The 26,982-nt window shown below is 55.5% G+C and carries 21 protein-coding genes; 15 read left to right on the top strand and 6 right to left on the bottom strand.

Features of this window, described 5'->3' with window-relative positions; genetic code table 11:
• The first annotated feature begins 632 nt into the window (after window positions 1-632).
• The 4 genes from VPK24_RS09490 (at window position 633) to VPK24_RS09475 (ending at window position 6,237) form a co-directional block, all read left to right on the top strand.
• Window positions 633-2,243, top strand: coding sequence for an iron uptake porin (locus VPK24_RS09490; RefSeq protein ID WP_393012467.1), 1,611 nt, complete (start codon window positions 633-635; stop codon window positions 2,241-2,243).
• A gap of 644 nt (window positions 2,244-2,887) precedes the next feature.
• Complete coding sequence (gene clpX, locus VPK24_RS09485; protein WP_393012464.1) at window positions 2,888-4,258, top strand: ATP-dependent protease ATP-binding subunit ClpX; 1,371 nt, start codon at window positions 2,888-2,890, stop codon at window positions 4,256-4,258.
• A gap of 144 nt (window positions 4,259-4,402) precedes the next feature.
• Entirely contained in the window at window positions 4,403-5,257 is an 855-nt protein-coding gene (locus VPK24_RS09480) for an alpha/beta fold hydrolase (RefSeq protein WP_393012461.1), read from the top strand.
• 191 nt (window positions 5,258-5,448) lie between these two features.
• Window positions 5,449-6,237, top strand: coding sequence for a glycoside hydrolase (locus VPK24_RS09475; protein WP_393012458.1), 789 nt, complete (start codon window positions 5,449-5,451; stop codon window positions 6,235-6,237).
• Between the two features lie 54 nt (window positions 6,238-6,291).
• Here the strand turns inward: VPK24_RS09475 and VPK24_RS09470 are convergent, their stop codons facing one another.
• Window positions 6,292-7,263: a DUF3598 family protein gene (locus VPK24_RS09470; protein WP_393012455.1), complete on the bottom strand. Its 972-nt coding sequence runs from the start codon at window positions 7,261-7,263 to the stop codon at window positions 6,292-6,294.
• On the opposite strand from VPK24_RS09470, the gene pyk reads away from it, so the two are divergent.
• Entirely contained in the window at window positions 7,217-8,980 is a 1,764-nt protein-coding gene (pyk, locus tag VPK24_RS09465; RefSeq protein ID WP_393012452.1) for a pyruvate kinase, read from the top strand. The two genes, VPK24_RS09470 and pyk, sit on opposite strands and share 47 nt — an antisense overlap.
• A 1,044-nt stretch (window positions 8,981-10,024) precedes the next feature.
• A complete protein-coding gene (gene clpP / locus VPK24_RS09460) occupies window positions 10,025-10,633 on the top strand; it encodes an ATP-dependent Clp endopeptidase proteolytic subunit ClpP (protein ID WP_099531589.1) in 609 nt (202 codons plus the stop codon).
• Between the two features lie 194 nt (window positions 10,634-10,827).
• Here clpP and VPK24_RS09455 read toward each other — a convergent pair whose 3' ends face one another.
• Complete coding sequence (locus tag VPK24_RS09455; protein WP_393012448.1) at window positions 10,828-11,958, bottom strand: metallophosphoesterase family protein; 1,131 nt, start codon at window positions 11,956-11,958, stop codon at window positions 10,828-10,830.
• Between the two features lie 277 nt (window positions 11,959-12,235).
• Between VPK24_RS09455 and psb34 the strand changes: the two genes are divergently transcribed.
• The gene (psb34, locus tag VPK24_RS09450; RefSeq protein ID WP_393012446.1) at window positions 12,236-12,463 is read left to right on the top strand and encodes a photosystem II assembly protein Psb34; all 228 of its coding nucleotides are present in this window, start codon (window positions 12,236-12,238) and stop codon (window positions 12,461-12,463) included.
• Between the two features lie 531 nt (window positions 12,464-12,994).
• On the opposite strand, the gene VPK24_RS09445 is transcribed toward psb34, so the two are convergent.
• Window positions 12,995-13,510 (bottom strand): hypothetical protein, encoded by a 516-nt coding sequence (locus VPK24_RS09445; RefSeq protein ID WP_190355580.1) that lies wholly within the window; start codon window positions 13,508-13,510, stop codon window positions 12,995-12,997.
• A 306-nt stretch (window positions 13,511-13,816) separates the two neighbouring features.
• Between VPK24_RS09445 and hetZ the strand changes: the two genes are divergently transcribed.
• From hetZ to VPK24_RS09430, 3 genes are all read left to right on the top strand, one after another.
• Entirely contained in the window at window positions 13,817-14,995 is a 1,179-nt protein-coding gene (gene hetZ / locus VPK24_RS09440; RefSeq protein WP_393012443.1) for a heterocyst differentiation protein HetZ, read from the top strand.
• A complete protein-coding gene (locus tag VPK24_RS09435) occupies window positions 14,988-16,106 on the top strand; it encodes a hypothetical protein (RefSeq protein ID WP_393012440.1) in 1,119 nt (372 codons plus the stop codon). The genes hetZ and VPK24_RS09435 overlap by 8 nt, the downstream gene beginning before the upstream one ends.
• A 294-nt stretch (window positions 16,107-16,400) precedes the next feature.
• On the top strand, window positions 16,401-16,637 hold the full coding sequence (locus VPK24_RS09430) for a NifU family protein (protein ID WP_393012437.1): 237 nt from the start codon (window positions 16,401-16,403) through the stop codon (window positions 16,635-16,637).
• Window positions 16,638-17,595: 958 nt separating this feature from the next.
• Here the strand turns inward: VPK24_RS09430 and VPK24_RS09425 are convergent.
• The 3 genes from VPK24_RS09425 to hemF form a co-directional block, all read right to left on the bottom strand.
• Window positions 17,596-17,820, bottom strand: a complete 225-nt coding sequence (locus VPK24_RS09425) for a DUF4327 family protein (RefSeq protein WP_099531580.1) — start codon at window positions 17,818-17,820, stop codon at window positions 17,596-17,598.
• A 584-nt stretch (window positions 17,821-18,404) separates the two neighbouring features.
• Window positions 18,405-18,764: an STAS domain-containing protein gene (locus VPK24_RS09420; protein WP_099531579.1), complete on the bottom strand. Its 360-nt coding sequence runs from the start codon at window positions 18,762-18,764 to the stop codon at window positions 18,405-18,407.
• A 306-nt stretch (window positions 18,765-19,070) separates the two neighbouring features.
• The gene (hemF, locus tag VPK24_RS09415; protein WP_242026213.1) at window positions 19,071-20,087 is read right to left on the bottom strand and encodes an oxygen-dependent coproporphyrinogen oxidase; all 1,017 of its coding nucleotides are present in this window, start codon (window positions 20,085-20,087) and stop codon (window positions 19,071-19,073) included.
• Between the two features lie 938 nt (window positions 20,088-21,025).
• On the opposite strand from hemF, the gene VPK24_RS09410 reads away from it, so the two are divergent.
• The 5 genes from VPK24_RS09410 (at window position 21,026) to VPK24_RS09390 (ending at window position 26,977) form a co-directional block, all read left to right on the top strand.
• Entirely contained in the window at window positions 21,026-22,105 is a 1,080-nt protein-coding gene (locus VPK24_RS09410; RefSeq protein ID WP_099531576.1) for an Mrp/NBP35 family ATP-binding protein, read from the top strand.
• 101 nt (window positions 22,106-22,206) lie between these two features.
• Window positions 22,207-23,466: a rod shape-determining protein RodA gene (rodA, locus tag VPK24_RS09405; protein WP_393012432.1), complete on the top strand. Its 1,260-nt coding sequence runs from the start codon at window positions 22,207-22,209 to the stop codon at window positions 23,464-23,466.
• Window positions 23,467-23,627: 161 nt separating this feature from the next.
• Window positions 23,628-24,293 carry a riboflavin synthase gene (locus VPK24_RS09400; RefSeq protein ID WP_393012430.1) on the top strand — a complete coding sequence of 222 codons (666 nt, stop codon included), beginning with the start codon at window positions 23,628-23,630 and terminating at the stop codon, window positions 24,291-24,293.
• 319 nt (window positions 24,294-24,612) lie between these two features.
• Window positions 24,613-25,344 carry a GUN4 N-terminal ARM-like repeat domain-containing protein gene (locus VPK24_RS09395; RefSeq protein WP_393012427.1) on the top strand — a complete coding sequence of 244 codons (732 nt, stop codon included), beginning with the start codon at window positions 24,613-24,615 and terminating at the stop codon, window positions 25,342-25,344.
• 184 nt (window positions 25,345-25,528) lie between these two features.
• Window positions 25,529-26,977, top strand: coding sequence for an IctB family putative bicarbonate transporter (locus VPK24_RS09390; protein ID WP_393012555.1), 1,449 nt, complete (start codon window positions 25,529-25,531; stop codon window positions 26,975-26,977).
• The last annotated feature ends 5 nt before the right edge of the window (window positions 26,978-26,982 follow it).

The raw sequence follows: 26,982 nt of genomic DNA, 5'->3' as shown, positions 1-26,982 counted from the left end.
CAAATGAGATCCAGCGCGATTGAATGAAATCAAAATGGAATTAGACCAATGAGATCAAGATAGAAGTCAAGCGGCTCGCCCCTTCGTCTGAGGCGATCGGGTTGGCAAAATCGGTCAAGGCAACCTCAGCCAACTGAGCACATCTTTTGGCAATTTCTGGTTTTGGCAGTTTTGGGGCTTAGCACAACCCGAAAAATTGACAACCACCGAGGGTAAAAGCGTTTCCTAGCGTTTTTCCCTCGGTGTTCGCATTTTGGGGAGATGATCGATTTTTTCCAGTCGCCTGGAGAATGAGGATACGGAATTGGGGAGCGAGCGCTTTGCACTGATTGTGACCATTCGCCGCGAAGACTGACAGCCCGCTTGCTAGTTTCGCCAGTTTTCCCCTCTCAACGTCACCCCAGCACCACCCCAGTGCCATCAAATTTGACTGGATTCGATCGAACTTGATCGAATCCTCCTGATCTTCCCGATCACCGATGAAATCAGGAGTTTCAGACCCTCCTTAACCGTAATTTTCGAGAATCTTTTCCAAGACTCGGTTCCGCCTCTTGTCGGTTCGATCTATAATCGCCACAGGAAGTGTACTGACTCAGTAACACTTTCACTGGTATCGGTGTGAGGAAACGCGAATGAAACTGTTCTGGAATGCACTGCGCCTGAGCCCGGCTGCTGCTGGCCTCTCGCTGTTGCTCGCTCAAGGCGCTTTTGCCGGCGAAGCAACGACCCAAACCAATATTGACGCTAGCCCTTCGGCGATCGAGCTTGGCCTGCAAGACGATCTCGCCAGCATGGACCAAGTGACCTCCGTGTCGCAGTTGTCCGATGTGCAACCCACTGACTGGGCTTTCCAAGCGCTGCAATCGCTGGTTGAGCGCTATGGTTGCATCGCCGGTTATCCGGATGGCACCTTCAAGGGCAATCGCCCCTTGAGCCGCTACGAGTTTGCCGCCGGTTTGAACGCCTGTCTCGATCGGATCAACGACCTGATCAAGGCTGCTACCGATCCCTTGGCCACCAAGGAAGATCTGCGCAAGCTGCAAAAGCTGCAAGAAGAATTCGCTGCTGAATTGGCTGCCCTGCGCGGTCGTGTGGATGCCCTCGAAGCCCGCACCTCCGAGCTGGAAGCAAACCAATTCTCCACCACCACCAAGCTGACCGGTGAAGTGGTGATGGCCGTGGCTGCTGGCCTGTCGGACGTGGTTGGTGATGACGACAACGACGAAGCAGACAACGCCACCTTCTCGCACCGCGTGCGCTTGAACTTCAACACCAGCTTTACTGGTAAGGACTTGCTGCGCACCCGTCTGCAAGTGGGTAACGTGCCTCGTTACTACAGCAGCGAGACCAACATGGCTCGTTTGGCTTGGGAATCGAACACCAGCAACAACTTCGTCCTGGATGAGTTGTACTACCGCTTCCCCCTGAACAGCGCCAACACCTGGCGCGCCTTCGTGGGTACGACCGGTCTGGACATCGACGATATCCACTACACCGCCAACCCCCTGCTGGAATCCTCGGCTGATGGTGCTCTGTCGCGCTTCGGCCGCTACAACCCCTTGTTCCGTCAGCCCCAAGGCGCTGGTATCGGTGTGAACTACAAGGGCGAACGTTTCCGCTTTGCCGCCAGCTACCTGGCCAGCGAAGCTAACGATCCCCAAACCGGTGCTGGTTTGTTCGACGGTAGCTACAGTGCTGCTGCGAGCTTGTACTACTCCCCCAGCAAAACTTGGGATATCGGTCTGTTGTATGCCTACGCTTACCACAGCACCGATGCTCGTACCCGTCCGAGCTTGACCGGTGGCACCGGCAGCTTCTTGGGTGATAACCCCTTCCGCGACCCCACCACGGCTCACAACGTGGGCGTACAAACCACCGCGAAGCTGAGCAAGAACTTCGTGCTGAGCGGCTGGGCTGGCTGGACGTTTGCTGACGCTGAAGACAATGGCGATGGCAGCGCTGACCTGTTCAACTGGGCTTTGACCTTCGCGTTCCCCGACCTGTTCAAGGAAGGCAGCGTGGGTGCTCTGATTGTGGGTCAACAGCCCAACCTGTACAACGCCGACAACACTGTCGGTGGCGAAGATGATGACAACTCCTGGCACATCGAAGCCCTGTACAAGTTTGCGGTTAACGACAACATCTCGATCACCCCTGGCGTGATTGTGGTGACTGACGCAAACCACGACAACGACAACGACACCGCTGTGTTGGGCGTGCTGCGGACTGTCTTCAAGTTCTAAGTTGCAACCCCACTGCCGCGTTGAAATAACGGTGTAGTGGCCAATCAAGCTGGGCGGTAATCTTTGATCAACTAGCCCAGCTTGTTCAGGGGCAATTTTAGGAACAGTGCTTGGCTGAATCCGTTTGCGGGAGCCAGCATGATCCAAATGAAGCCATTTTCAAAAGAGTAAGTGTGACCCATGCACTTGCTCTTTTGTTTTGGTTGCTTTTCTGGGTGATGGCGCTTGTGTGGCGCTTGCATTGACGGTCGAAATTGTTGGGGTGGGGGCGATCGGGATCCTGAAAACTCCATGGAAGCGTGATCGCTCGGCGTGCCTTTGCCAGGTTTTCAACGGCTTGCGGAGTGCTTGAGGCATAATGGAAAAAGGTATCCTCTGGTTAGATGTTTGCTCTCGCATTGTGACCACTAGGGTGACCACGCGCCCAAAGCCAGCGTTTGGCCAGCGGAAATGTTCGTGCGATCGCCCCTGAGGCGGAACTCAGGTTCTGTCAAGGGTTCCACCGGTTCACGGGCGGAGCCAGGGACTTTGCAAATCTGCCATCAGCCAGATCTTGATTCACTACCAGCGCAGCACCCCTTTGCCATGAGCCAATGCCATGGGCAAATGCGGTAACGAGTGCGCGACTTCGAGGGGCAACCTGTATGTCGAAATTTGACTCCCATCTCAAGTGTTCGTTTTGTGGCAAGTCCCAAGAGCAAGTCCGCAAGCTTATTGCTGGGCCGGGAGTCTATATCTGCGATGAGTGCGTAGATCTGTGCAATGAAATTTTGGACGAAGAACTCTTCAATGGCGGCACAGCAACCCAAGCGCCGCCTCGTCCTGAACCGGCTGAGCGGACTCGCGCCCGCACTCCCCGCACCACACCCCATCGGGTACTGAAGCCCCGGGAAATCAAGAAATACCTCGATGATCACGTTATTGGCCAAGACGAAGCCAAAAAAGTCTTATCAGTGGCGGTTTATAACCACTACAAACGGCTAGCCTGCTTGCAAGAAGCCGAAAATGGTCAGGGATCCGCAACAAGCCCCAGTAATCCTAGTGCGCCCGCTTTAGATGATGGGGTGGAACTCCAAAAGTCCAATATTTTGCTGATGGGCCCCACGGGGTGTGGCAAGACGCTGCTGGCTCAGACCTTAGCCAAAATTTTGGATGTGCCCTTTGCGGTGGCCGATGCCACAACCCTGACGGAGGCGGGCTACGTTGGGGAAGATGTGGAAAATATCCTGCTGCGTCTGTTGCAGGTGGCGGATTTTGACGTGGAGGAAGCCCAGCGCGGCATCATCTACATTGACGAAATTGATAAGGTGGCCCGCAAGAGCGAAAACCCCTCCATTACGCGCGACGTATCTGGGGAGGGGGTGCAACAGGCCCTGCTGAAGATGTTGGAAGGGACGGTGGCGAATGTGCCGCCTCAGGGGGGCCGTAAGCATCCTTACCAGGACTGCATCCAAATCGACACCAGCAATATTTTGTTCATTTGCGGTGGGGCGTTTGTTGGTTTGGAGAAGGTGGTGGAGCAGCGCACGGGCAAGAAGTCGATGGGCTTTGTGCGAGCGGGCGAAACCCAATCCCGTGAGCAACGCACGGCGGATACCTTGCGCCACCTGGAACCGGAAGATCTGGTGAAGTTCGGGATGATTCCGGAGTTTATTGGGCGGGTGCCGGTGCTGGCGGTGGTGGAGCCGTTGGATGAGGAGGCGCTGATTGCGATCCTGACGCAGCCGCGTAATGCACTGGTGAAGCAATATCAAAAGCTGCTGCGGATGGATAATGTGCAATTGACGTTTGAGCCGGATGCGGTGCGGGCGATCGCCCAGGAGGCCTATCGACGGCGAACGGGGGCGAGGGCCCTGCGCAGCATTGTGGAAGAGCTGATGCTGGATGTGATGTATGAAGTGCCGTCGCGGAAGGATTTGACCCGCTGTTTGATTACGCGGCACATGGTGGAGCATCGATCGACTGCGGAGTTGTTGTTGCACCCGTCGTCGCTGCCGAAGCCGGAGTCTGCCTAGCCTGCCTAGGACTGGAACTAGCTCAGCTCATTGGGCTAATGGCCCGATCAAGCCTGATATTTGGGGGCTTGGCACCCGGACTCGAAGTTTGATCTTGTGATCTATTAACCTTTTTGCAATAACCTTCTTTGCTGCTCTGCAACCATGGCCTATGTGGAGGTGCGCGGAACAGCGCATTATTACGAGTGGATCCGACAGGGGGGCGCAACGACCCCAACCGGTCGGCCCATTATGGTGTTTTTGCATGGCTGGGGCGGCTCCGGGCGCTATTGGCGATCGACTGCGGCGGCCCTGAGTGATCGCTTCGATGCGCTGATTTATGACCTGCGGGGATTTGGCCGATCGCGCTTGCCCCAAGACCACCCTCCGGCCGATTCCCCTGACTACTGGTTGGAAGCCTATGGGGAAGATCTGATCGCGCTGCTCGATCGCCTGGGCATCACGGAGCCGGTGTATCTCAATGCCCACTCAATGGGGGCTTCGGTGGCCGTGTTGCTGATGCGGCAATCGCCCGATCGGATTCGGCAAGCCATCCTGACCTGTAGCGGCATTTTTGAATATGACGCGGCGGCCTTTGCGGCCTTTTACCGGTTTGGGGGCTATGTGGTGCAATTTCGCCCTCCTTGGCTGTCTCGCTTACCCCTAGCGCCACAACTGTTCATGGCGCGGTTTTTACATCGCTCCATTCCGATGTCGGAGCAGCGTGCTTTCCTGGAGGACTTTACTCAGGCCGATCGTGCGGCGGCCCTGGGCACGATCTTCACCTCCGTTAGTCTGCGAGCCGTGGAAGAGATGCCCGCTGCCTTTGCGGCCTTGTCTGTGCCGACCCTGTTGGTGGCGGGACAGTTTGATCAAATTATTCCGCCGCGCTTGGGACAGCAGGCCGCTGCACTCAATCCTCGCATTACCTACCGCGAGCTGACGGCCACGGGACATTTCCCAATGCTGGAGGATCCGGAAACTTACCTAGCCACAGTGCGCCAATTCCTGCATGGATGAAGCTGAGGTGGACAAGGGTGTTGTGGGGTGATTGCCCTCAGCCTGTTGGAAGATCGGGCTTTAGAATGTGCCTGAGGGGAGCGGTGGACTCAGGTATCGATCAAAACCAGACCGTTCGTCGATTCAGGCTCAGTTTCCCGATCGCCCAATTTTGCCCCCTTGCCTCCGGTGCTCTATCCGGCTTCTGGCCCATGCTTGACCATGCCAACGGCTCGCCTACCGAGTTGCCACCCAAGTTGCCCGCACCCGCACCAGCAGAGGGATCGACGACCTTTTGGGGATCTTTGGTCAACGGGGCGATCGCGGCGGGCAGTGCCATTACCCTGTTGTGGTTGGGCTTGAACCTGTCGGAGTTGTCGCCATCGGGGGCCAATTACTTGGGCCCAGCCTTGAAGCTGAGCGAAGGCGTGGCCATTCCGCCTCTGGCCATGCAGGGCGGAGACCCTTACCTGCGAGCCTTGATGCGGACAATCTCGGTGAGCGAGGCGAATGGCCGTGATCCTTACGCGATGCTTTACGGCGGCCGACGGGTTCGGAACCTGAGCCAGCATCCCCAGGAATGCGTGACGATTTTGCTGGGGCCCAATATGGGCAATTGCTCCACGGCGGCGGGTCGCTATCAAATGCTCGATCGCACCTGGTTTGAAAAGGCGAAGGCCTATCACCCCGATCGCCACAGTTGGGGCGTTTTGGGCCGCTACAGTTTCGAGCCGGTTTATCAGGATTGGGTGGTTTATCGCTGGCTGAACGATCGGGCTGCTTGGGGGATCGATTTGCGCCAGGCCTTGCGCCAAGGCCAGCTCGATCGAGTGTTGCGCCGTTTGTCCGGGACTTGGACTAGTTTGGGCTACGGCATTGAAACCAACCGCATGACCCGTTTGCTGCCCAGTGCCTATCGTCAAATTTTGCGGGAAGAGTTGAAACGGACTCAGGGGCCCGCCCAGCGCCCAGCCCAATCCAGCCCTGCACCAACGCCCTAGCTAGATGTGGCATTTGATCGCGCCTCGCCACTGGGCCAGGGTTGTTGGAACAACCTAGGCGACGCGCTGTTCAGTCACCAAGGTTAGGCTAGCCCAGGCTCCTTGGGCATCGTAGCTGCGGATCAGCCGTTGGCGCAGATTGGGGTTGATTAGCCAACCGGCCTCCAAAAAGAGCGGCTGTCGATAATTGAGTTGCGTGGGAAAGGTGGCAGAAATCCCGTTGGGCAGCAGGAGCACCGTGCTGTTGCCTGCGCGGAACTCCAGCCGATTCCCCGCGATCGCCGCATCAGAGCCGATCGCCTGATTCCCGAACTTGAGCGTTTGCACCAGCCGATCGCCCGATCGCCGAACTTCCAAGTGCGACATGCCTGTTTGGGCCGGCTGAAAATCGGGATAGACCGTCACCCACTGTCCTTGCCAAACTCCTGGCAGCGCGGTTAACAGCGCTTCAGGCGTGAGCGGCTCCCCCGGCGGCAAGGTTGGCATAGGATCCAGGGTTTCCCGAATCAGGGAAAGGGGCATTAACTGCGCCGCCTTGTCGTAGCGAATCACGACCCGCACCCGCAAGGGCCGAGCCACCAATCCCAACTCGGCCCCAAATTCGGAAAAGGGCCCTAATTGCATGGAACCTTGGGAAAATGCGCCGGTTTCGAGGGCTAAGAATCCTCGCCCCAGGTTGCTGTAAGTGAGTTCTAAATCTTGAACGGGGGCAGCGGTTTCGATTTCAGGAAACTGTCCATCGGCCGTGGGGGCAAATTGGCGCACTCGCTGATGGATGGTTTTGCCGCCTTCGAGGGGGGTAATGCTAGTGATGCTGGGGCGATCGCTAAGGAGTTGTCCTTGGTCATCCACCGTGGCAAAAGATCCATACCACTCACCCACGTTCTCTAGCAAGCAGTCCCAGGTCGATCGCATGGCCCATAGCAGAGAGAGGACTCCATCGATGGTATCGTAGTACCCGCAACGTTTCGAGACATTCATGGACTCGCCACAGCCCTTGCGCCGCACCAAAATCGTCGCCACCATTGGCCCCGCCACTAACACGCCCGATGTGTTGCGATCGCTCATTGAAGCCGGTGCCACGACGCTTCGCCTCAACTTCTCCCATGGCAGCCATGCCGATCACCAGTCCAACATTAAGCTGATTCGGCAAATCTCCTTTGAGCTAAATCAGCCGGTGGCGATTCTGCAAGACCTTCAGGGCCCGAAAATTCGGCTCGGCAAATTTGCTGAAGGGTCGATCGTGTTGCAAAAGGGCGATCCCTTCGTGCTCACCAGCCGGGAAGTGGTGGGCACTCAGGACGCAAGCTCCGTCACTTACGATTTGCTGGCGGAAGAAGTTCCTGAAAATGCCACGATTTTGCTCGATGATGGGCGCGTGGAAATGGTCGTGGAACGGGTCGATCGAGCCAAGGGCGATCTCCACTGCCGCACCATTGTTGGCGGCCGCCTCTCGAACAACAAGGGCGTGAACTTCCCCGGGGTTTACCTGTCGATCAAGGCTTTGACCGACAAGGATAAAGAAGATTTGGTGTTCGGCCTGGATCAAGGGGTCGATTGGGTGGCGTTGAGCTTTGTGCGCAATCCCCAAGATGTGCTGGAAATCCGCGAGCTGATCGCCAGTCGGGGCAAAAACGTGCCCGTGATCGCCAAAATCGAAAAGCACGAGGCGATCGAACAGATGGAGGCCATCCTCTCCCTGTGTAACGGGGTGATGGTGGCGCGGGGCGATTTGGGGGTTGAACTGCCCGCCGAAGACGTGCCCGTCCTGCAAAAGCGCTTGATTCGCACGGCTAATCGTCTGGGCATCCCGATCATTACGGCAACCCAGATGCTCGACAGCATGGTCAGCAACCCGCGGCCCACCCGTGCGGAAATTTCCGACGTGGCGAATGCCATTTTGGACGGTACTGATGCGGTGATGCTGTCCAACGAAACCGCTGTGGGTCAATATCCTGTGGAAGCCGTGGCCACCATGGCTCGGATTGCCGTGCGGATTGAACAGGAAAAATTCCAGTTCGATTTGGAAAGTGCTGGGCGATCGATCCCGAATGCGATTTCCAAGGCCGTTGGGGACATTGCGGCCCAGTTGGATGCAGCGGCGATCGTAACCCTCACCAAGTCCGGAGCCACCGCCCGCAACGTTTCCAAGTTCCGCCCCAGTACGCCAATTTTGGCTGTCACGCCCCATGTCAACATTGCCCGCCAATTGCAATTGGTGTGGGGAGTGCGGCCGCTGATGGTGTTGGATTTGCCGTCACCCACCCAAACTCTGCAAGCGGCGATCGGGCTGGCCCAAGAACAGCACGTCTTGCGCGAAGGGGATTTGGTGGTGATGACCGCCGGTACGTTGCAAGGTATCTCCGGTTCCACAGACTTGATCAAAGTAGAAGTGGTGACCTCTGTGCTGGGCCGTGGCCGTGGCATTGGCCAAAGCTCCGTTAGCGGTCGGGCCCGGGTGGTGAAAAACCTGATGGATGCCAACTCCCTGGAAGCGGGCGAAATCCTCGTGGCCCCTGCTACCAGTGTTGATTGCATTGAAGCGATTCGCCGTGCCGGTGGCGTAATTACCGAAGATGGCAGTCTGACGGGGCACGCGGCCACAATCGCCCAACGGTTAGGCATTCCCGTGATTGTGGGCGTGGACGGGGCCACCGATGCCATTCGTGACGGGGCGATCGTGACCTTGGATGCACCGCGCGGAGCCATCTATTCGGGAGCGGTGGGAGCCATCAGCGAATAGTTCACGAATCGTTTGCAAGCGACTCAATGAACTCGTTCAACGAAAGGAGTGGGTTGGGGGTGACCCGGGCGATCGCCCTGTGGCGATCAAAAAACTGACCCCCGCCCTTTCCAAATTAGAGTGCAACCGGCAAAATACTGGCATCCCCCCGCCTGGTTAGCCCCGATCGCCAAAGGTTGAATCATCTCCACGGGCGAACCAAGTGGCGGGAAACGATCGATCCTGCTTTGGCGCGTAAAGCCGGCTGAAAACAAGCCAGTCACGAAAAAAGCAGACCGCAAACAGCAGATAGCCAGACAGTTAAACAGTTAGACAGTCAGACAGTCAGACAGTCAGACACGGATCAAAACAGATGGGGTAAATGCTGGGCGAGAAGTCGTTTAACCAGTTGAAATGCTGGGTCAACCTCGCAGCCCAATCCAACTCAACCCAATTCAATTCAGTCCCTGTCCTTGGAGCCTGGCAATTCTTTACCAAAGGTTCATACGGAATGGGCGAAAGTTCATCCTAGCTTTACAGACAGCTAGGGGTTTTCGCATACCCTTAAAGTTATGAAAGTGCTGAAAACGCAATAAGGGCTAAAAACTCCATTGCATTCACGCGCTTGCGGACAAAGCAAAAAAGTCACCCCTTTGGGGTCTCCGCAGCGTGCCATCTCTGTCTGACATCTCTGGCAATCTCCACAGACCCTGCTCTAACTCTCTTTTCCTGCTCTAACTCTCTTTTTACGACAACGGTTCATTGGGTGAGTGTGATTGACACACCACCCCTTTTTTTGTCTCTGGGCTTTTGGTGTAGCGTTGCTGATCTTGTGCTCTGGCTGGCTGAAAAATCGCCGGGGAATGGTGGATCAGCCTATTGAGCGTCGATCGACCTTGCTCAGAATCGAGAGCGTGAAATGGGCAACTAGCCTGTTCAGCCTAGGCTTCATTGCGATCGAGCAGACCTTAGGGCGGAGACCCGTATCGAGACCCCTAGAAGGTATTTGGCGCAACTCGCTAGAATCAAGGTTGTTTCAGGTCATTCACAAGCCATAGGACGCGCATGATCCCGACTGTTATCGAACAATCTGGCCGCGGCGAACGCGCTTTTGATATTTATTCCCGGTTGCTGCGGGAGCGCATTGTGTTTTTGGGAACGGCGATCGATGCGGATGTGGCCAACTCGATCGTGGCGCAGCTCCTGTTCCTTGACGCGGAAGATCCCGAACAGGATATCTACCTGTACATCAACTCCCCTGGGGGTTCGGTGACGGCTGGCATGGGCATCTATGACACGATGAATCACATCCGCCCGAGCGTTTGCACCATCTGCGTTGGGCTAGCGGCCAGCATGGGAGCGTTTTTGCTCAGTGCCGGTGAAAAGGGCAAACGGATGAGCTTGCCGAACTCCCGAATTATGATTCACCAACCCTTGGGCGGCGCACAGGGCCAAGCAACGGATATCGAAATCCAAGCTAAGGAAATTCTGTATCACAAGGCCAATCTCAACCGTTGCTTGGCGGATCACACGGGTCAACCCCTGAGCCGCATTGAAGAGGACACGGAACGCGACTTCTTCATGTCGGCTGGAGAAGCCCAGGACTATGGCCTGATTGACCAGGTGATTAATCGTCGGCCGTCGGCTTCGGAGCCGTTGGTGGCTGCGGTTTAGAACGCTCTGGGTGCCGTGTGACTGGTACTGGGTGACGCTTGATGCGCGGGGACGAAAAAACTGAGGGCGCGGAATTTGGTGTTGAATAGCCAACGATCGCGCGAAGGGCAAGGGGCTTAAGCCCCTTGTCTGCTTTTGGGGGATGGGTTAGGAGTGGTTAGCGGCCTGGAGATTGCAGGTTGGGTTTGATGTTTCTAGAGGCGCAGGGCGATGTGGTTGTCGATGCGTGCGATCGAGCCGTCGGGGCCGATCGCCCCAAATTGTTGGCAATAGTCCCGCACGATCGGGGGCAATTGCTGAAACTCAAAGAGCGTGTCCCCATTGGCCACATCGGCCCAGAAATTCCGCAACTGGGGAGCCAGCAAGAGCGCTTCGTCTTGCGACAGCCCCAAACCGCCATACATCAACATTTTCAACATAAACGGTGGACTCCGATCGCCCATCCACTGCCGAGAAAGGGCGGGCAAATCTTCCCAACCGGGAACAGACTTCACGCGGCCCGATTCCACCTCCAACCAAGGATGACCCGCGCGATCGCGCCGCAAGGTGACCAAGCGGAACGGATGGGGGTAACTGACTAGGGAGCCGGTGGTGATGTCATAGAGTCCGTCAGCTTCGGCAATGTCCTGCACATGGAGGTGGCCCGTAAAGACTAACTGGATCCCGGCCGATCGCAGCTTTTGGCGCAGTTCGATCGCATTCTGGAGCATGTAACGACTGCCCAGGGGGTGAGTCGCCTGCTCTGGCAAATGTTCCACCACATTGTGATGCACCATCACCAGGGTCAGATCCTGCGGGTTGAGCTGGGCGAGGGTGCGATCGAGCCAGGCCATTTGCTCCGCATCGATCGCCCCAACAATTTCCTTGCCATCTTCTGAAAGTTGATTGGAATTCAGACCAATCAGCCTCAGGCCAGGCAACAACTCTTGAATGTAATAGGGCTGCGGAGAATCCCCATAGCCAAAGTCTCGATACAGCGCCACAAACTCCGGCAGGGTCGTGATGCGTGGGTAGCTCGATTGGGCAGGAAAATCATGGTTGCCCGGAACCACATAAACCGGATAGGGCAACTGTTTCAGCCGTTGCACCAACCACTGATGATTTTCTGGCTCGCCATGTTGAGTTAGGTCACCGGGCAACAACAGGAAATCTAAATTTAGTAGCTCCAGTCGCTCTAGGATTTGCTCTAGGGCCGGAATCGCCACCTCCACCAAGTGAAATCGACTCGGATGGTCCCAAACCGTGTGGGGCAAAGCGACATGTAAATCGCTGATGACGGCAAAGCGGCAAGGGCGATCGGGCCACGGGGCGATCGAGGAGGACATAGGAAGCGGTGAACAGGGGCTGAAGAACTAGACAAGGACGATCCCCGCTCAAAAACGAGTATAGCCTTGCGTTTTCGCCCCCGGGCGCGATCGGGCCCAAAGCAAGCAATCTGTAGTGATTTTTAAATCGTTATTAACGCATGTGTCTATTAAACGATGAAATGTGGGTTGATCCGAGAGCTGGACTGATGACTACAAAGGCTTTTTGCTCCGAATGAGGAAAATAAAATAATTTTCGTCAAGTATGTTGCAAGAAAAATTTACATAGTGTTATACTGTGAAACACAGGGCAACAAACAGCCCCCACACCCTTTGGAGCAGTGCCATGTACACCACCATTAACGAAACCGGCCAACTGAATAACTACGCTAAAGAGCCGAAGATGTACTACGCGCATTACCCCACCTTCTGGGAACAACGCCGCTACGCACAACTGGGTGGGGCCGCTGTCTTACTCCTGGGGCTAACTTTGGCAGTTGCCTTCGCTGCATCCTCAGTCGCCTAGAGCATTAGAACCTTCAGGGGTTAGTGTTAGCAGAGTCAACCATTTTCTGCACCCGCACGAGTGGTCGTTGAGTTCTAACCTCGTTGATGATCCACAATGACGGTTCGCAGCAACTCCCCAAAGTAATGACCTGCACTTGCTACCCGCAGCGATTACTTGCCACGACGATCTTTAGTCACCACTGGCTATAGTTGTCTGCAACCGACCAACCGTAACAAACAACACGAAAGCCACCCTAGTTTTGAACATCGAGGTGGCTTTTGTTGTTTTTAGAACTTGAATGAAAATTGACAGTCCTCTTGTGCCTCAACTCTTTCTCTTCACTTGGGCAAAGGGCATATAGAAATGAATCATAGATGGTAGATCATAGAACTTTCCCAAAGCTTTCTAGTAGCGGAACGAGCCTATGTCGATCGGTCAAGTCAAATGGCTGTTGCCGTTCCCCGATCGCTAGGTAACAAGGGGCTTAAGCCCCTCGTTATGACAACTGATTTCGCAACTTTGACCCCCCAAATTAAGGTGGCCATGCTACTAGGCAAAGTCTGAAGGGATCGTCGTGGCGCTATTGGGCAGCGGATTGGGAATCATGTCGCCCTCCTGCCATTGCTGCACCTGAGAGAAGAGGTTGCGAACAGTTTCTTGAAAGGCTTCTCGGGTTACTTCAATGCCTTGCATCACATCGCCGGGGATGTCGAAAAATACGAGGCTATCGATCGTTTCCATTGCCATCAGTTGAAACAGGATGTGCGTGACGGGAAATGGGGCGGCCATCAAGTTGGGATCTTTGGTGGGCATGGGGCCACGGGCTGCGTCTTGCAAGGTGGGAAAGGCGTAGACCACATTTTTCTCGATTCCCTGCTCGCGGCGGTTCCCGAGGGTGACGCGTACCCAATCGCCATTGAGGGTTTGTAGGATGTAGTAGTCTTCGCGACTCAGTTGGTTGGCGAAGTAGATCAATGCTGGGGCGATCGCGGCAACGATTTCGGGGGTTTGACCGTCTTGGGGGGCATTGTCGATCAGAATTTGAATTTGGCTTTCAATATCCATAGGTTCAATGAAAAAGACGAAAAATGACGGTCAAGCTAGGCAGGGTGGGCAGCAGCTTTGGCAATCGCCCTAGTAACAGTCCTAGCAACGATCGCTCGTGCCACAACCATCGTTGCGCTCGGCCGCAAGCATTGTACCTGCGGATTTTGTGGCAAGTTGTTGGGGGCTAATTGGGGTTACTGATCGCACAAGCAGCGTAATCGCTCGTGGTGGTCATCGCTGAGTCGATTATGCTTGTCATGGTAAACCGTTCCGTAGGACATCTCCGGAGTCTTGGGGTGGCATCAGTCGCAATGGTCGGTTGTAATGTTGGCATCAGACGAGAGTTGTAGGGGCGTGGAATCGACGATCAATTTATTGCAGCGGGAGTTGCGGTCAGGAACGACGGCTCCAGAGGCGGTTTGTGCAGCAGTGGCCGATCGAATTGCGGCGGAAGTCGATCGCATCTGCACTGAAAGTCGTCGGATCCAGTCTTCCGGGGATGTGTTGGGTTGGGCCCACAGCCTGGCTCGTCACCGATTGCAACAGAATTTGCGCTATTACCAATTGGGATCCCAACGCGGCCGGGCCGAGTTGCACAGCACCCTCAGCGCCATCATTTACCGATACATTTCCCCAGCCCGATCGCGCACGAGCTATCAAGCGCGGCTGTTGGCGATCGAGGATTTCCTCCAGGGATTTTATGTGGAAGCGTTGGGGGCCTTTCGGCGTGAAAACCAGTTGCCCCCAGACTATACCCCTCGGGTACGGCTGGAGTTGGCGGAATATATGGCGTTTGTGGAACGCTACGCCAAGCGCCGGATTCCGTTGCCTGGCGGGCGATCGCAGCAGTTAATTGTGTTGCGGGCCCAAACCTTTGCCCGTCAACAGCCCCCGGAAACTTCGATCGACATGGATCAGGCTGCCGAAAGCGCCAGTGATAGCGGTGAGGGCTACTCCTGGGATGACGCATCGGTGCAGCAGGTGCGCGATCGAATCAGCGCCAAGGAATCTACCGATGTGATGGATGGGGCCCTGCGCCAGGCGGTTGTGGATGAATTAATTGCTTACCTGCGCGATCGCAACCAAGAGGAATGCGTTAACTACTTGGTGCTGCGATTAAAAGACTTATCCGCCAGCGAAATTGAAAAGGTGTTGGGGCTGGATGCTCGTCAGCGCGATTACTTACAACAGCGTTTCAAATATCACCTCATTCGCTTTGCTTTGCTCCACCGTTGGGAATTGGTTCACCAGTGGCTTGATGTGGATTTGGAGCGCGATTTAGGCTTAACCCCTCGTCAATGGGAAAGTTTGCTCAATCAACTGGGCCCGGAAATTACCAAATTGGTGGAGCTAAAACGCGCGGGATCAGACGATCGAACCGTGGCCCAAGCAATGGGGATCAGCGCTTCTCAAGTGCAAAAGCTATGGTTCAAGTTGCTGGAAACCGCTTGGGAAATTCGTAATCGCACAGAGTCCGGAACGAGGAGGGGGACAGATGAATAGCAACTTAGATAGCGTTCCCGGTGCGTTGCAAGCGCAGCTCTTGGGCCAGTTATTGGATGTGGCCAAGGAACTCGACTCCACAACCACCCCTGATCAGTCCCGATCGCTTGAGCCGATTGAACTTGGGGCAACCCAGCTTGAGCCGATCGAGATTGATCAGGCGATCGAACAGGCCCTCGCTGCCCATGCCTTCGATCCCGCTGACCTCCTAGAGAGTGACTTTTCCGCTCTTGAGGATCCGGCGATCAACCCCGCACCAGCGCGATCGCTATCCTCCAGCGATTTATCGGTTGCGAATCCTATGCTCGAACTTGATGCAATGCCTGTCGTTGACCAGCGCTATCATGCCCTGCTGAAACAGCGGTTGATTCTAGAAGCGTCCCAGCGTCCTCCCCTGTTTCCCTGGGAGTCGCCCGAAACAGTGCTAGATTATCGCGACACGTACGAGGACGCGCCCTCGATCGCCCAAGTTCCCCAAAATCCCTGGCTACGGCAGTTCCAGCAGCTCAACCTGCCCACAAACCTGCCAGCGGACTTGGCCGAACGACTCTTAGCCGCTTGTCAAACCGTTGCTGCCCAGGCTCTCAAAGAAGGCGTAGCCCTCATGCAAGCCGTGGATGAGCTATTTCCCGACCAAGATCGTCTGTTGAATGCCCAAGCCTCCGTCGTATTGCGCTGGGCAACGGCCGTGCGTACAGGCGCTGCCAATCGCTTCCCCATGGAATATGTGGAATACGATCGCGCCAATCCCCAGCAGCAAATGACCATTGCTCTGTTGGCCGCGCGGGAACTGCTGAACCGCCTGACCCTCGAACTCAGCGCCAAAACCCCCCAGGTCACCCAAGAATGGCTAGCCGACGGTGGTGCTTTGCGGATTGAGGCCCACTACATCCCCCAAGCCGATCGCCCTGCCTTGAACCTCACCCTGCGGCTTCCCGGCACGGGCACCGCCACCCTCAACGGCCCCCAGGCCTCCGTGCAAGCGGCTGGGGAAGGCCTCCTGCGCCTGTCCATGCGGAACGTCAAACCGGGCGATCGCTACCGGCTGTCCGTGGCCCAAGTGGGCGAAACAGAGCTTCCTCCCTTGACCTTCACGATTTTGGTGCGCTAACTGCCACAAACGAGCGGCCACGGGCAACCGGTCGTGAGCGATTCGCCATGGACTGAGATCCCCTATGAACTGAGATCCCATCACATTGTGGGCATGACTCAAGAGCATGACTTGGGGGAATGACTCGGGGGCATGACCCAGATTTAGCAACCTGTCTGTTGTAAAAGTAATCAAGTCAGGCGATACACTAAAGGACGGGCGATCACACGATCCAGCGACCCATCCATCGCCCGCCCTGAGGTCATCCCTCCAAGGAAAATCCTCATCCGTTTTGCTAAATCCAGAACGCTCGCCATGACCCTACCCCTCACTGTTGAAAACGTCGAAACCACCCTTGATGAACTTCGTCCCTACCTGATGGCTGACGGTGGCAACGTTGAGCTTGTTGAAATTGACGGGCCAGTTGTCAAGCTGCGTCTTCAAGGGGCTTGCGGTTCTTGCCCTAGCTCGGCCATGACCCTGCGAATGGGCATCGAGCGCCGCTTGAAGGAAGTGATCCCCGAAATTGCCGAAATTGAACAAGTGGTTTAGGGCGTTTACCTGAGCCTTCGGTTTGAGTCTCAGAACTTAAGCCTTGGACGCTTAAAAGCAAGTCAACACAGCAACTAAATACAACTAAATACAACTGATCGATCGCTGACGAAACAAGGGGCCTTGGCTCCTTGTTTTCTTATTTGATTTTCCTGTTATGGATTATTTTCTGTGAATTTGCTTGTTTAGTTTTTTCTTTTAAACCTTGCTTAGTCTTCAGTGAAAATTATTATCGATTCAAAAATATCTAAGTTAATAGCTAAAGAGATTTAAAAACTTGCGCATACGGGTTAGATTTAATTCGCAAACCAAGATGTTTACAAAAATGTTGATAGTATTTTATCCTGGACTTAATCTTGAATGCTGATGAAAAAGAGTAATTAAAATCCCAGAAGTCTAGCAACCCAGAAGCTCAGAAGTACAAAAATCTAGCCATCTAAAAACTAAAATCAGACAATAGAAACGTTAGCGAAAGTAGTTCAGTAACAGAGTCTACATATAAACAGGACATAAACAGGCAAGGAACTCCAGCTTCTTGCCTGGTCAATTCCTTGCCTGGTCAATGTTTGCGCCGTTTGGCGCTCTGGATTACTTCAGCCTGCTTTTAGGCATTCATTGAAATTTGTTGATCGACACCCTGTTAGATCCATTGATTGATAGATTGTGATTAATAAATTGAGTCTGATCAATCAATCCAATAGATCTAACCGGAGCTAACTAGACCTGATCAGTGCTGCTTAGATCTTGGGGTGAGTCTCAATGAGGCTGAATCTGAATGGGTCTGAATGAATCGCAGTGAGAGAGTGTGTATGTATCTCAGCCGATCGGCAGTTGATTGTTTGATCTGGCGAGCGAAAATTGCAAATTTGATGGGTAACAGCGCCCACGTAGTCTCACGCGATAGCTTAAGGTTTGGCAAGCCAATTAATGTGCGCTTGATGGGCTTGGGCTACTGGTCTTAATCGTTAGTCCATTCTTCGTGACTGAGCAGGTCTCCCACACAGTCCCGGAGTAGATAGTCACACCGCTCTAGCTCAAACTCCACACAAGTCCATTCCCGAGGCGGAATAAATTGGCAGAGGACATAGAGGGGCTGATGACGATCCACGTTTCCCGTTTCCACGAGATGGCGGGCTTCGTCTCGGATCTCGTCGATCGAGTAACGCAGTTTCGTTTGCAGCATATAGAAGGCCCTCTTGGCGATCGGTTCGGATGGTTCGGTATGGCTCGATTCAAATGCACCCTACTGTAACGCACCAAATTTATCTATGGCTGTTGCTTAGTAGCGAGCAATACTGAACTTTTACCTATTCTCATCCTTGCTCGATGGCTTGGCACAGGTCTGGCCGTTAAAAATTCTTAAAGACTACGACTGTCCTGCAATATTTGATCATCCCCCTTATCATGGCTCTTGGATGATGGCTGGGCGGGTCGATCGAATCCGCTGTGTCACTGGGCAGCATCAGCCAAGCCCTGGAGTGGTGGGCACTGGCAATGGTTGTGGATAGTTGCCAGATGGTCGTGCGAGGAGTTGCGCGAGCAGTGGACTGAGGCAACAAAGCACCCAGTTCGGCCCATAAACCACAAGCACCGGAAGATTCATAGGACTCATCTTCCAGTGCTTGGGTGGGTGACGTTATGAGCTGGATGAAAAGTTGACTGCTCCCGATCGGGCGGCCCGGGGTTTGCGCTGCCTAGGAGGCGATCGCCCCTCTTGTTTGATAACAACCTAATTGCAACGGGCAGATGGCTCGCTAGGGCGAAGGCCTAGCTGGCGATCGTGCGAGGAGTGCCCTCAAGGGCTTGGTCTTCACTATCAAAAATTTCAAATACGGAATCCATCATGGTGACCTCGAAAACCAGCTTGGCTTCGGGGTGTACCTGACAGAGGCGAAAACTGCCTTTTTCCTTATCGGCATCACGCATCCCGGCAACGAGCGAGGTGAGGCCAGAACTGTCAATGAAGTTGACCTTGCTGAGATTCACGACGATATGAGGACTCAGCTTAGAAATACATTCTTGCAGTTTGAGGCGAAATTGCCAGGCTGTCGTAATGTCCAGCCGTCCTTCAGGGGTGAGAACAATTACCGTCGTGCCATCTTTGGTCGTGTGGGTCTTCTGCTCCATGATGGATTGTTCGCTCTTGGGGGACTAGGAAGGGGGCTGGCCGACAGATCGTGTTGAGGACAGCGGCGGATCGGCAAGCACTTCATGACCATACCCAAACTCGGGGGCCAGTGGACGTGCAAAGAACGATCCCGGTCAGGACACGGAGATCGAAACAAAGCTGGGGGCTTAATGCTTCGATTTGATCGCACCGGCTACGAGCACCACGCAATCGGAAGCAGCGCTCGACAGGTAAGTCTCCTTCGGATTGTATCACGGCACCCCAGGAGACTTAAGTGGTCTCGGAGTGCCGTTTTCCCCAAGCTGCTAGGCAAGTCCAGGCACTTGAGGGGGTGCATTGAGCCAATCCTGCGGTTTCAGGAAGATCTCATAGAGACTAGCTTCCCGCGTGTTGGGATCGGGCTGGTAGCCATATTCCCAGCGTACGAGTGGCGGCAAAGACATCAGAATTGACTCTGTGCGACCGTTGGTTTGCAGCCCGAAGATCGTGCCGCGATCGTACACCAAGTTAAACTCAACGTACCGTCCCCGACGATAAAGCTGGAAATTTCGCTCCCGATCGCCATATTCCTGGGACTGACGACGCTCAATGATCGGCACGTAGGCCGGTAGGAACGCTCGGCCGCAATCTTGCACGAAGCCGAATAACTCTTCCCAATTTCGCTGAGCCGGTACGCCCACTTGCTTGCTGTGGTGGGCGGCGGGGCCTTGGGCATCAGGGCCGCGATAGAGTTCGTTGGTGCCGTCTTGGTAATCGAAGAAGATGCCGCCGACCCCACGAGTTTCATTGCGGTGCTTCAGGAAGAAATATTCATCGCACCAGAGTTTGAAGGTGTCGTAGTAGTGCGGATTGTGGCGATCGCACGCATCCTTCAGGGTTTGATGAAAATGCACCACGTCTTCCACAAAGGGATAGTAGGGGGTGAGGTCAATGCCGCCACCAAACCACCACACGGGGCCCGCTTCAAAGTAGCGGTAGTTGAGGTGAACCGTGGGGATGTAGGGATTTTTGGGGTGCAGCACCATGGAGGTACCGGTGGCATAGAAGCCATGGCCGGCGGCTTCCGGGCGCTGGGTCAAAATCGAAGGGGGCAATTGAGTGCCCCACACTTCCGAGAAGTTGACTCCGCCTTGCTCAAATACGCCGCCGTTGGTGATGACGCGCGATCGCCCGCCGCCCCCTTCGGGCCGCTCCCAGGCATCTTCACGGAACTGACCCGCCCCATCGGCGGCCGTCAGTCCCTGGCAAATTTCATCTTGAATTTGGCGCATCCATTGGCCAACCCGTTCACGGGAGTCGGCTGGCGGTGCGCCCGCAACCATGGGTTGGGCCTGGCCGTTGGCCTCGGGATGGGTGATCGATGATTTGGCGGGGGTTGCGAATGCGGTCATAGCTAATGTCTAACGCAGTTTGTTAGGAAGCTTTAGGAAAAGGAAACGCCCGCGATCGACCTAAATTTAGGAACTCCCTCAGCCTGGGACGGGGGACGACGATCGATCTTGGTAGAAAACAGGTTCTGGCGGTTGGGTCAGTTTCCTCACCCGAACGACAACCAGTGCCACGGTTGCTATTGACCCTCTAGCGTACCGGAGGCCCCTAAAAGTCCGGCCAAGCAGTCGTAGAACTTAACAATTTTGTTGTAATCCTGCTGCTGAATCGGAATTAATCGTTGGTATGAGCGCTCGATCGCCCCCGATCGCCTAAGCCGCCGCCTGCCAACTTCCCTTAGCAAGACTGGGATCAAGATGGGGATCAGCTTGAATATTGACGAACCTCCAGAGCTATGAGAGCGACTCAAACAGATACTCAAATAAATACTTATCAACTAAATACTCAAACAAATACTTATCAACACTCAAGCAGAACTCAAACAGATGTAGAGGCAACTTCTAGAATCCAACCCAGACCCCTGAGAACCGAGCCTCCTCAGATTTCCCCAAGTCTCGATCTTGCAAGCCCTGAGAACAATCAGGACATTCAGAACATAAGGAGCCTTCTGCTCGATCGGTAGCAGCCCACCGGCAAACGGTAAGATTTCAAAACATATAAACTCTGAGTACAAATCCTTAGAATCATCCAAAAGTTCCTGAATCCCCCCGACTCGCTGCCAATGCCGAACTATCGGCCCCCGCAGTCAGAGTCTTGGAAACTTCAGCGAATTCGGGATCTCTGAGGGATCTGTTCGGGATCTCTTTTAGCCTCAGCTTCCGATTAAGACTCAGCTTTCGACTCAGCTACGCCAACGAATTCCCACTCACCCATGACTGCTACCGCCCTCAGTCCCGAAGCCGTGCTTGAGATTTTGCGCCCCGTGGAAGATCCGGAACTACGCAAAAGCCTCGTTGAGTTGAACATGATCCGCAACGTCAGCATTGATGGTGGCGCTGTACGGTTCACCCTGGTGCTGACAACCCCCGCTTGCCCTTTGCGGGAATTTATTGTGGATGACTGTAAGCGGGCGGTGAAAACCCTGCCCGGCGTGGAGTCGGTGGACGTGGAAGTGACGGCTGAAACGCCGCAACAAAAATCCTTGCCCGATCGTGCGGGGATTTCCGGCGTGAAAAATATCCTGGCCGTTTCCAGCGGCAAGGGAGGCGTGGGCAAAAGCACCGTAGCCGTGAATATTGCCGTTTCCCTGGCCCAATCGGGGGCCAAAGTGGGGCTAATTGATGCCGATATTTATGGGCCCAACGTGCCGACCATGCTGGGCTTAACCCAGGCGGAGGTGATGGTGCGGCCAGGGCAGGGGCAGGGGCAAGACATCTTGGAACCGGCGGAAAACCACGGCGTGAAGATGGTGTCCATGGGCTTCTTGATTGACCCCGATCAACCGGTAATTTGGCGGGGGCCGATGCTGAACGGCATCATTCGCCAATTCCTGTACCAAGTGGACTGGGGCGAGTTGGACTACTTAATTGTGGATATGCCGCCTGGAACGGGGGATGCCCAGTTGACCATGGCCCAAGCTGTGCCCATGGCGGGGGCGGTGATTGTGACCACGCCCCAAACGGTGTCGCTGATTGATGCGCGGCGGGGGCTGAAGATGTTCCAGCAGCTCAGTGTGCCGGTGTTGGGGATCGTGGAAAATATGAGCTACTTCATTCCGCCGGATTTGCCCGATCGCCAATACGACCTATTTGGTTCGGGTGGGGGTAAAAAGACAGCGGAAGAATTAGCAGTGCCGCTGCTGGGCTGTGTGCCCTTGGAGATGCCTGTGCGGGAAGGGGGCGATCGGGGTGTGCCTATTGTGGTGTCAGCTCCGGATTCGGCCTCAGCCCAGGCCCTGAAGGCGATCGCCCAGGCCGTGGCAGCACGGGTTTCGGTAATGGCCCTGAGCTAGTTTGCCTGAGCTAGTTTGGGGGTTACCGGCGACTGGCGGTGAACCATCGGGCCATCGCTCCGCTACTGTTCGATCTAATCCTCACCCTTTGCTTGCACTCAATGGCTTCTTCCATGTTGCGCTCCAGTCGCTGGAATCTCAAATCGCTGATTCAACCCTGGGCTGATATTGACTGGGTGTTGCTGCTGGCGGTCACGGTGATGACCGTCATTGGTGGCATCAGCATCCGCAGCGTCGAACTCAGTTCCGGGGGCACGAACTGGATTCAACACCTGGTGATGGGAGCCATTGGTTTAATCATTGCCCTGTGGCTGGCGCGATCGCGCTATGAGGAAGTGGAGCGTTGGCGCTGGTGGATCTACGGCAGCATTAACCTGCTGTTGATTGCGGTGATGCTGTTTGGGACTACGGCCCTGGGGGCAGAACGTTGGCTGACGATCGGGAACTTTAATATTCAGCCTTCGGAGTTTGCCAAGGTGGGGCTGATCATCACTCTGGCCAGCGCCATCAACCAAGAAAGCATTTCCACCCTGCCGCGTTTGTTCCAGGTGTTAGCGATTACGGCTGTGCCCGCAGCCCTGGTGTTCTTGCAGCCCAGCTTAGGATCAACGTTGGTGCTGGGGTCGATTTGCATGAGCATGTTGTATTGGGGCAATGCCAATCCCGGTTGGCTGGCGCTGCTGGTGTCGCCGGTGATTTCCGCCTTGTTGTTTAACGTTTATTTGCCCGCTTGGTTGGCTTGGGTGGCCCTGATGGGGTTTGCGGCTTGGAAAAGCCTGCCCTGGCGCATCTATGGCAGCTTGGGGGCGATCGTGCTGAACCTGACTTCCGGGGGATTGGGCAAAATCTTTTGGGACTTTTTGAAGCCATACCAAAAGGCCCGAATCACCATGTTTCTCAACCCAGATCAGGATCCGATGGGTGGGGGCTATCACTTGATCCAGTCGCGGATCGCGATCGGGGCGGGGGAACTTTGGGGCCAGGGGTTGTTCAAAGGAACCCAAACCCAGTTGAACTTCATCCCCGAGCAGGACACGGACTTTATCTTTGCGGCGGTGGGCGAAGAGCTGGGTTTTATTGGCTCGATCGTGGTGCTGGCCCTGTTTTGGATTATTTGCTTGCGGTTGGTGTCGATCGCCCAATCCGCGAAAGATAACTTTGGTTCGGCGATCGCGATTGGCGTGTTGGGAATGTTGATTTTCCAAATTACGGTCAACATTGGGATGACGATCGGTCTGGCTCCCATCACGGGGATTCCCTTGCCCTGGTTGAGTTATGGGCGATCGGCAATGCTCACCAACTTTGTGGCGATCGGGCTGGTGCTGTCGGTGGCCAACCATCGCCAGCGGTTGCGATTCTGAACTCGGATTCGACGACTCGCCCTTGTTCGCAGTGACTTTTCGCAGTGATTGTGATTCAGTGACTTTTCGCAGTGACTTTGATTCAGTGACTTTGATTCAGTGGTTCTGATCGGTAGTTTTGAACAGTGGCTTTTAACGGCATCAGGCATTAGGACTCAGCGGTGTTTACAGGATTGGTGCAAGGACTGGGAACCCTGGAACGGCTGGGGAACGATCGGGTGGTGATTACCTGCGAACCCGAGGCGATCGGGGCGATCGTTCCCGGCTTGGAACTGGGTGATAGCGTGGCGGTGAACGGGGTGTGCTTGACGGTGGAAACCCTGTTGCCCGATGGGTTTGTGGCGGCTGTGTCCCCGGAAACCGTCGATCGCACCACCCTGGGGCAAGTGCAGCGCGTGAATTTGGAACCTTCGTTGCGGGTGGGCAGCAAAATTGGCGGCCACTTCGTGACGGGGCATGTGGACGGGCCCGGCTGGTTTGAATCGGCGATCTCCACGGCCACCTCCTGGGAACTGAGTTTTCAGGCGAGCGATCGGGTCGCACGCTACATCGTTCAAAAGGGCAGCATCGCGATCGATGGCATCAGCCTGACGATCGCCGATTGTTCGGACGATGGCCGCTGGTTCAAGGTGGCCGCCATTCCCCACACCTACGCCCACACCACCTTGCAGGACTTGCAGCCCGGGGCCGCCGTCAACCTGGAAGGAGACGTGTTGGGGAAATATGTTGAAAAACTCCTGCGATCGGGAGCGGGCCCCCTTAACGGCGGCGCGGGGGAGAGCTATGCCATCACCCCCGACTTTTTAGCGGAGCATGGCTATCTTTAGAAGCCCGATCGCTCGTGGCCCGAACCAGTCTCATGCAGGGATTGCTGAGGAATACCGGGGCGATCGGGCAAGGGCCGCGAAACCCAGTACCATAGATCCCGAAGCTCCCGAAAGCTCCCGAAGCTTAAGCAGCAAGATCAAGCCAATCCCTGAGCAGCGCTCAACAATTGGTAATCATGATTTGCAATCTCGAAGCCTGGGCAAACCGATCAATCCGCTCGTGGTTTTGGGGTTTGCGCCGTAGTCCCTAATGCGCCATTTCCGGCCAATTTTCCTTTAACAACCATTTCTTGAAAACGCTGGTTCTTCCTAGGTTGGCATGAGCGATTCCCCTGCGTCCGCCGTCATTGATCCGTCTACCGCCCTCGACTCCCTGGCCACCGCGCTCAACAGCGGCAACCTGAAAAAGCAATTGGCTGCCCTTCCGGCGTTAGCGGCCCTGGATGATGGCGTGGCCTTGCTGATCGACTTTGCCAAGGATCGATCGCCCCAGCCCTTGGCCATTGACACGATCGATCCGCTGCTGGGTCGCATCTGCCAACTGTTGAACCGGGCCGACTTACCCCAGGCTCGCAACTTCCTTGAAGGCTACTATCCCGATGGGGTGGTGGAGTTGCCCAGGGAATGCACCGTGGACTACCAACCCATTCAAACGGCGTTGCTTGAGGAAGATTTTGATCAAGCCGATCGAATCACCATCCAAAAACTGTGCGAGCTGGCGGGCCCCGAAGCTGTCAAACGCAAATGGCTGTACTTCACTGAGGTCGATCGCTTCCCCGCTCTCGATCTGCAAGTGATTGATGGCCTGTGGCGCACCTATTCCGAAGGGAAATTTGGCTTTTCGATTCAGCGCGAAATTTGGTTGGGCGTGGGGCAAGATTGGGAAAAATTCTGGCCCAAAATTAACTGGAAACAGGGTAACCACTGGACACGCTGGCCCGGCGAATTTACCTGGAGTTTGGCAGCGCCCCGAGGCCATTTGCCCACCACCAATCAACTGCGGGGCGTGCGGGTGATGAATGCCCTGATGCGCCATCCGGCTTGGTCTTAGGAGTGAGCCAAGGGTTGCGCTAGGGTTTGCGCTGGTAGTGGTGCTGGTAGCTACGCAAAGGGCTGCGCGAATCGTTGAGCCAATTCGGGAAAACTGCCAGCGGCACGATCGCTAGCCATTGGGCCCCGATCGACCTAGGCTAAATGTGCTGTTTTCCACACAGGCATCGCCGCCACCTCCTCGCATGACCCATTGGGACACGATCGGGCAAACCCTCACCCTCTCTGGAGTCGCCTTAACCCAGTGGCGACAAACAAGCTGGCTGGGTCGTTGGATTGGGGCCCTCAGCGCTTGGCGACAAAGTAGCTGGCTGTTGCATTGGGGCGAAACCCTGCTGGCCCTGTTGGCGGCCACGGTTTTTGGCTTGGCTCCCTTTGCCGAAACGGATTTGCTGGGGCTGTTGCTGTTGGCGGCCGGCGCTTTTTGGGTGTTGCTAACGGTGACCGATCGCCCCGTTGCCGCTGCGGAAGCTGGTGATCAGCCTGGATTGTTCACCCCCATTCACCTGTTGGTGTTGCTTTATGGGGCGATCGCCACCGTGGCCGTGGCCTTTTCGCCCGTCCAGGCTGCCGCCTTCGTGGGCTGGACTAAGTTGATTTTGTACCTGGTCTTTTTCTGTGTTCTGGCACGGGTCACCCGGCTGGAACGGGGCCGCGCCATCATCATCACCGTCTACCTGCTGGCTGCCTTAGCCACCAGTGTCTATGGTCTGCGGCAATGGATCTTTGGAGCCGATGCCCTGGCCACCTGGGTTGATCCAGAATCACCCCTCAGCAAAACAACCCGGGTCTACAGCTATCTGGGCAATCCCAATCTGCTAGCCGGTTACCTAGAAGCCTCGGTTCCCCTGAGCGTGGCAGCGATCTTAGCCTGGAAAAGCTGGATCCAAAAAATCTTAGGCGTGGTGCTGTTGGGGCTGAATGGAACCTGTCTGGTGCTCACCTTCAGCCGAGGCGGTTGGATTGGGCTGGTGGTGGAGTTGGCGGTGCTGGGAATTTTGCTGCTCTATTGGTGGTCTGTGCGGTTCACTCCCTTTTGGCGACGGTGGGCGATGCCGGCCCTGCTGGGCGGTGGCACAACCCTGATGGTGTTGGCGGTGGCGGCTTTGGAACCCCTGCGCGATCGGGTCTTCAGCATCTTTGCGGGCCGGGGCGACAGCAGCAACAACTTCCGCATTAATGTTTGGCAAGCGGTTTTGCAGATGATCCAAGACCGCCCTTGGTTAGGGATTGGCCCCGGTAATGTGGCCTTCAACCGCGTCTATCCGCGTTACCAAAAGCCGAAGTTCAGCGCCCTCAGTGCCTATTCCGTGGTTTTGGAAGTGTTGGTGGAAACGGGTGTGATTGGTTTCACCTGCTTTGTTTGGCTGTTGGGCATGACGGCTTATCAAGGGGGAAGGGCCCTCAATCGACTGCGACAACTGCAAGCCAGCCAGGGCTACTGGTTGCTGGCGGCCTTGTCCACCATGGCCGGTATGTTGGCCCATGGTTTGGTGGATACGGTTTGGTATCGCCCCCAGGTCAGCACGCTTTTCTGGTTAATGTTGGCCCTGGTGGCGGGGTTCTATCAACCACCGACCATCGCTTCAGCGGCAACCCCCGATCGCCCAAACTTGGCCAGCGAAGAGAGTTAAGCCGC

The sequence above is a fragment of the Limnothrix redekei LRLZ20PSL1 genome (assembly GCF_043235035.1).
In the GTDB taxonomy this organism is placed as follows: domain Bacteria; phylum Cyanobacteriota; class Cyanobacteriia; order CACIAM-69d; family CACIAM-69d; genus CACIAM-69d.
Note: the sequence above shows the minus strand (reverse complement) of the source record. Positions and strands in the feature narration are given on the sequence as shown.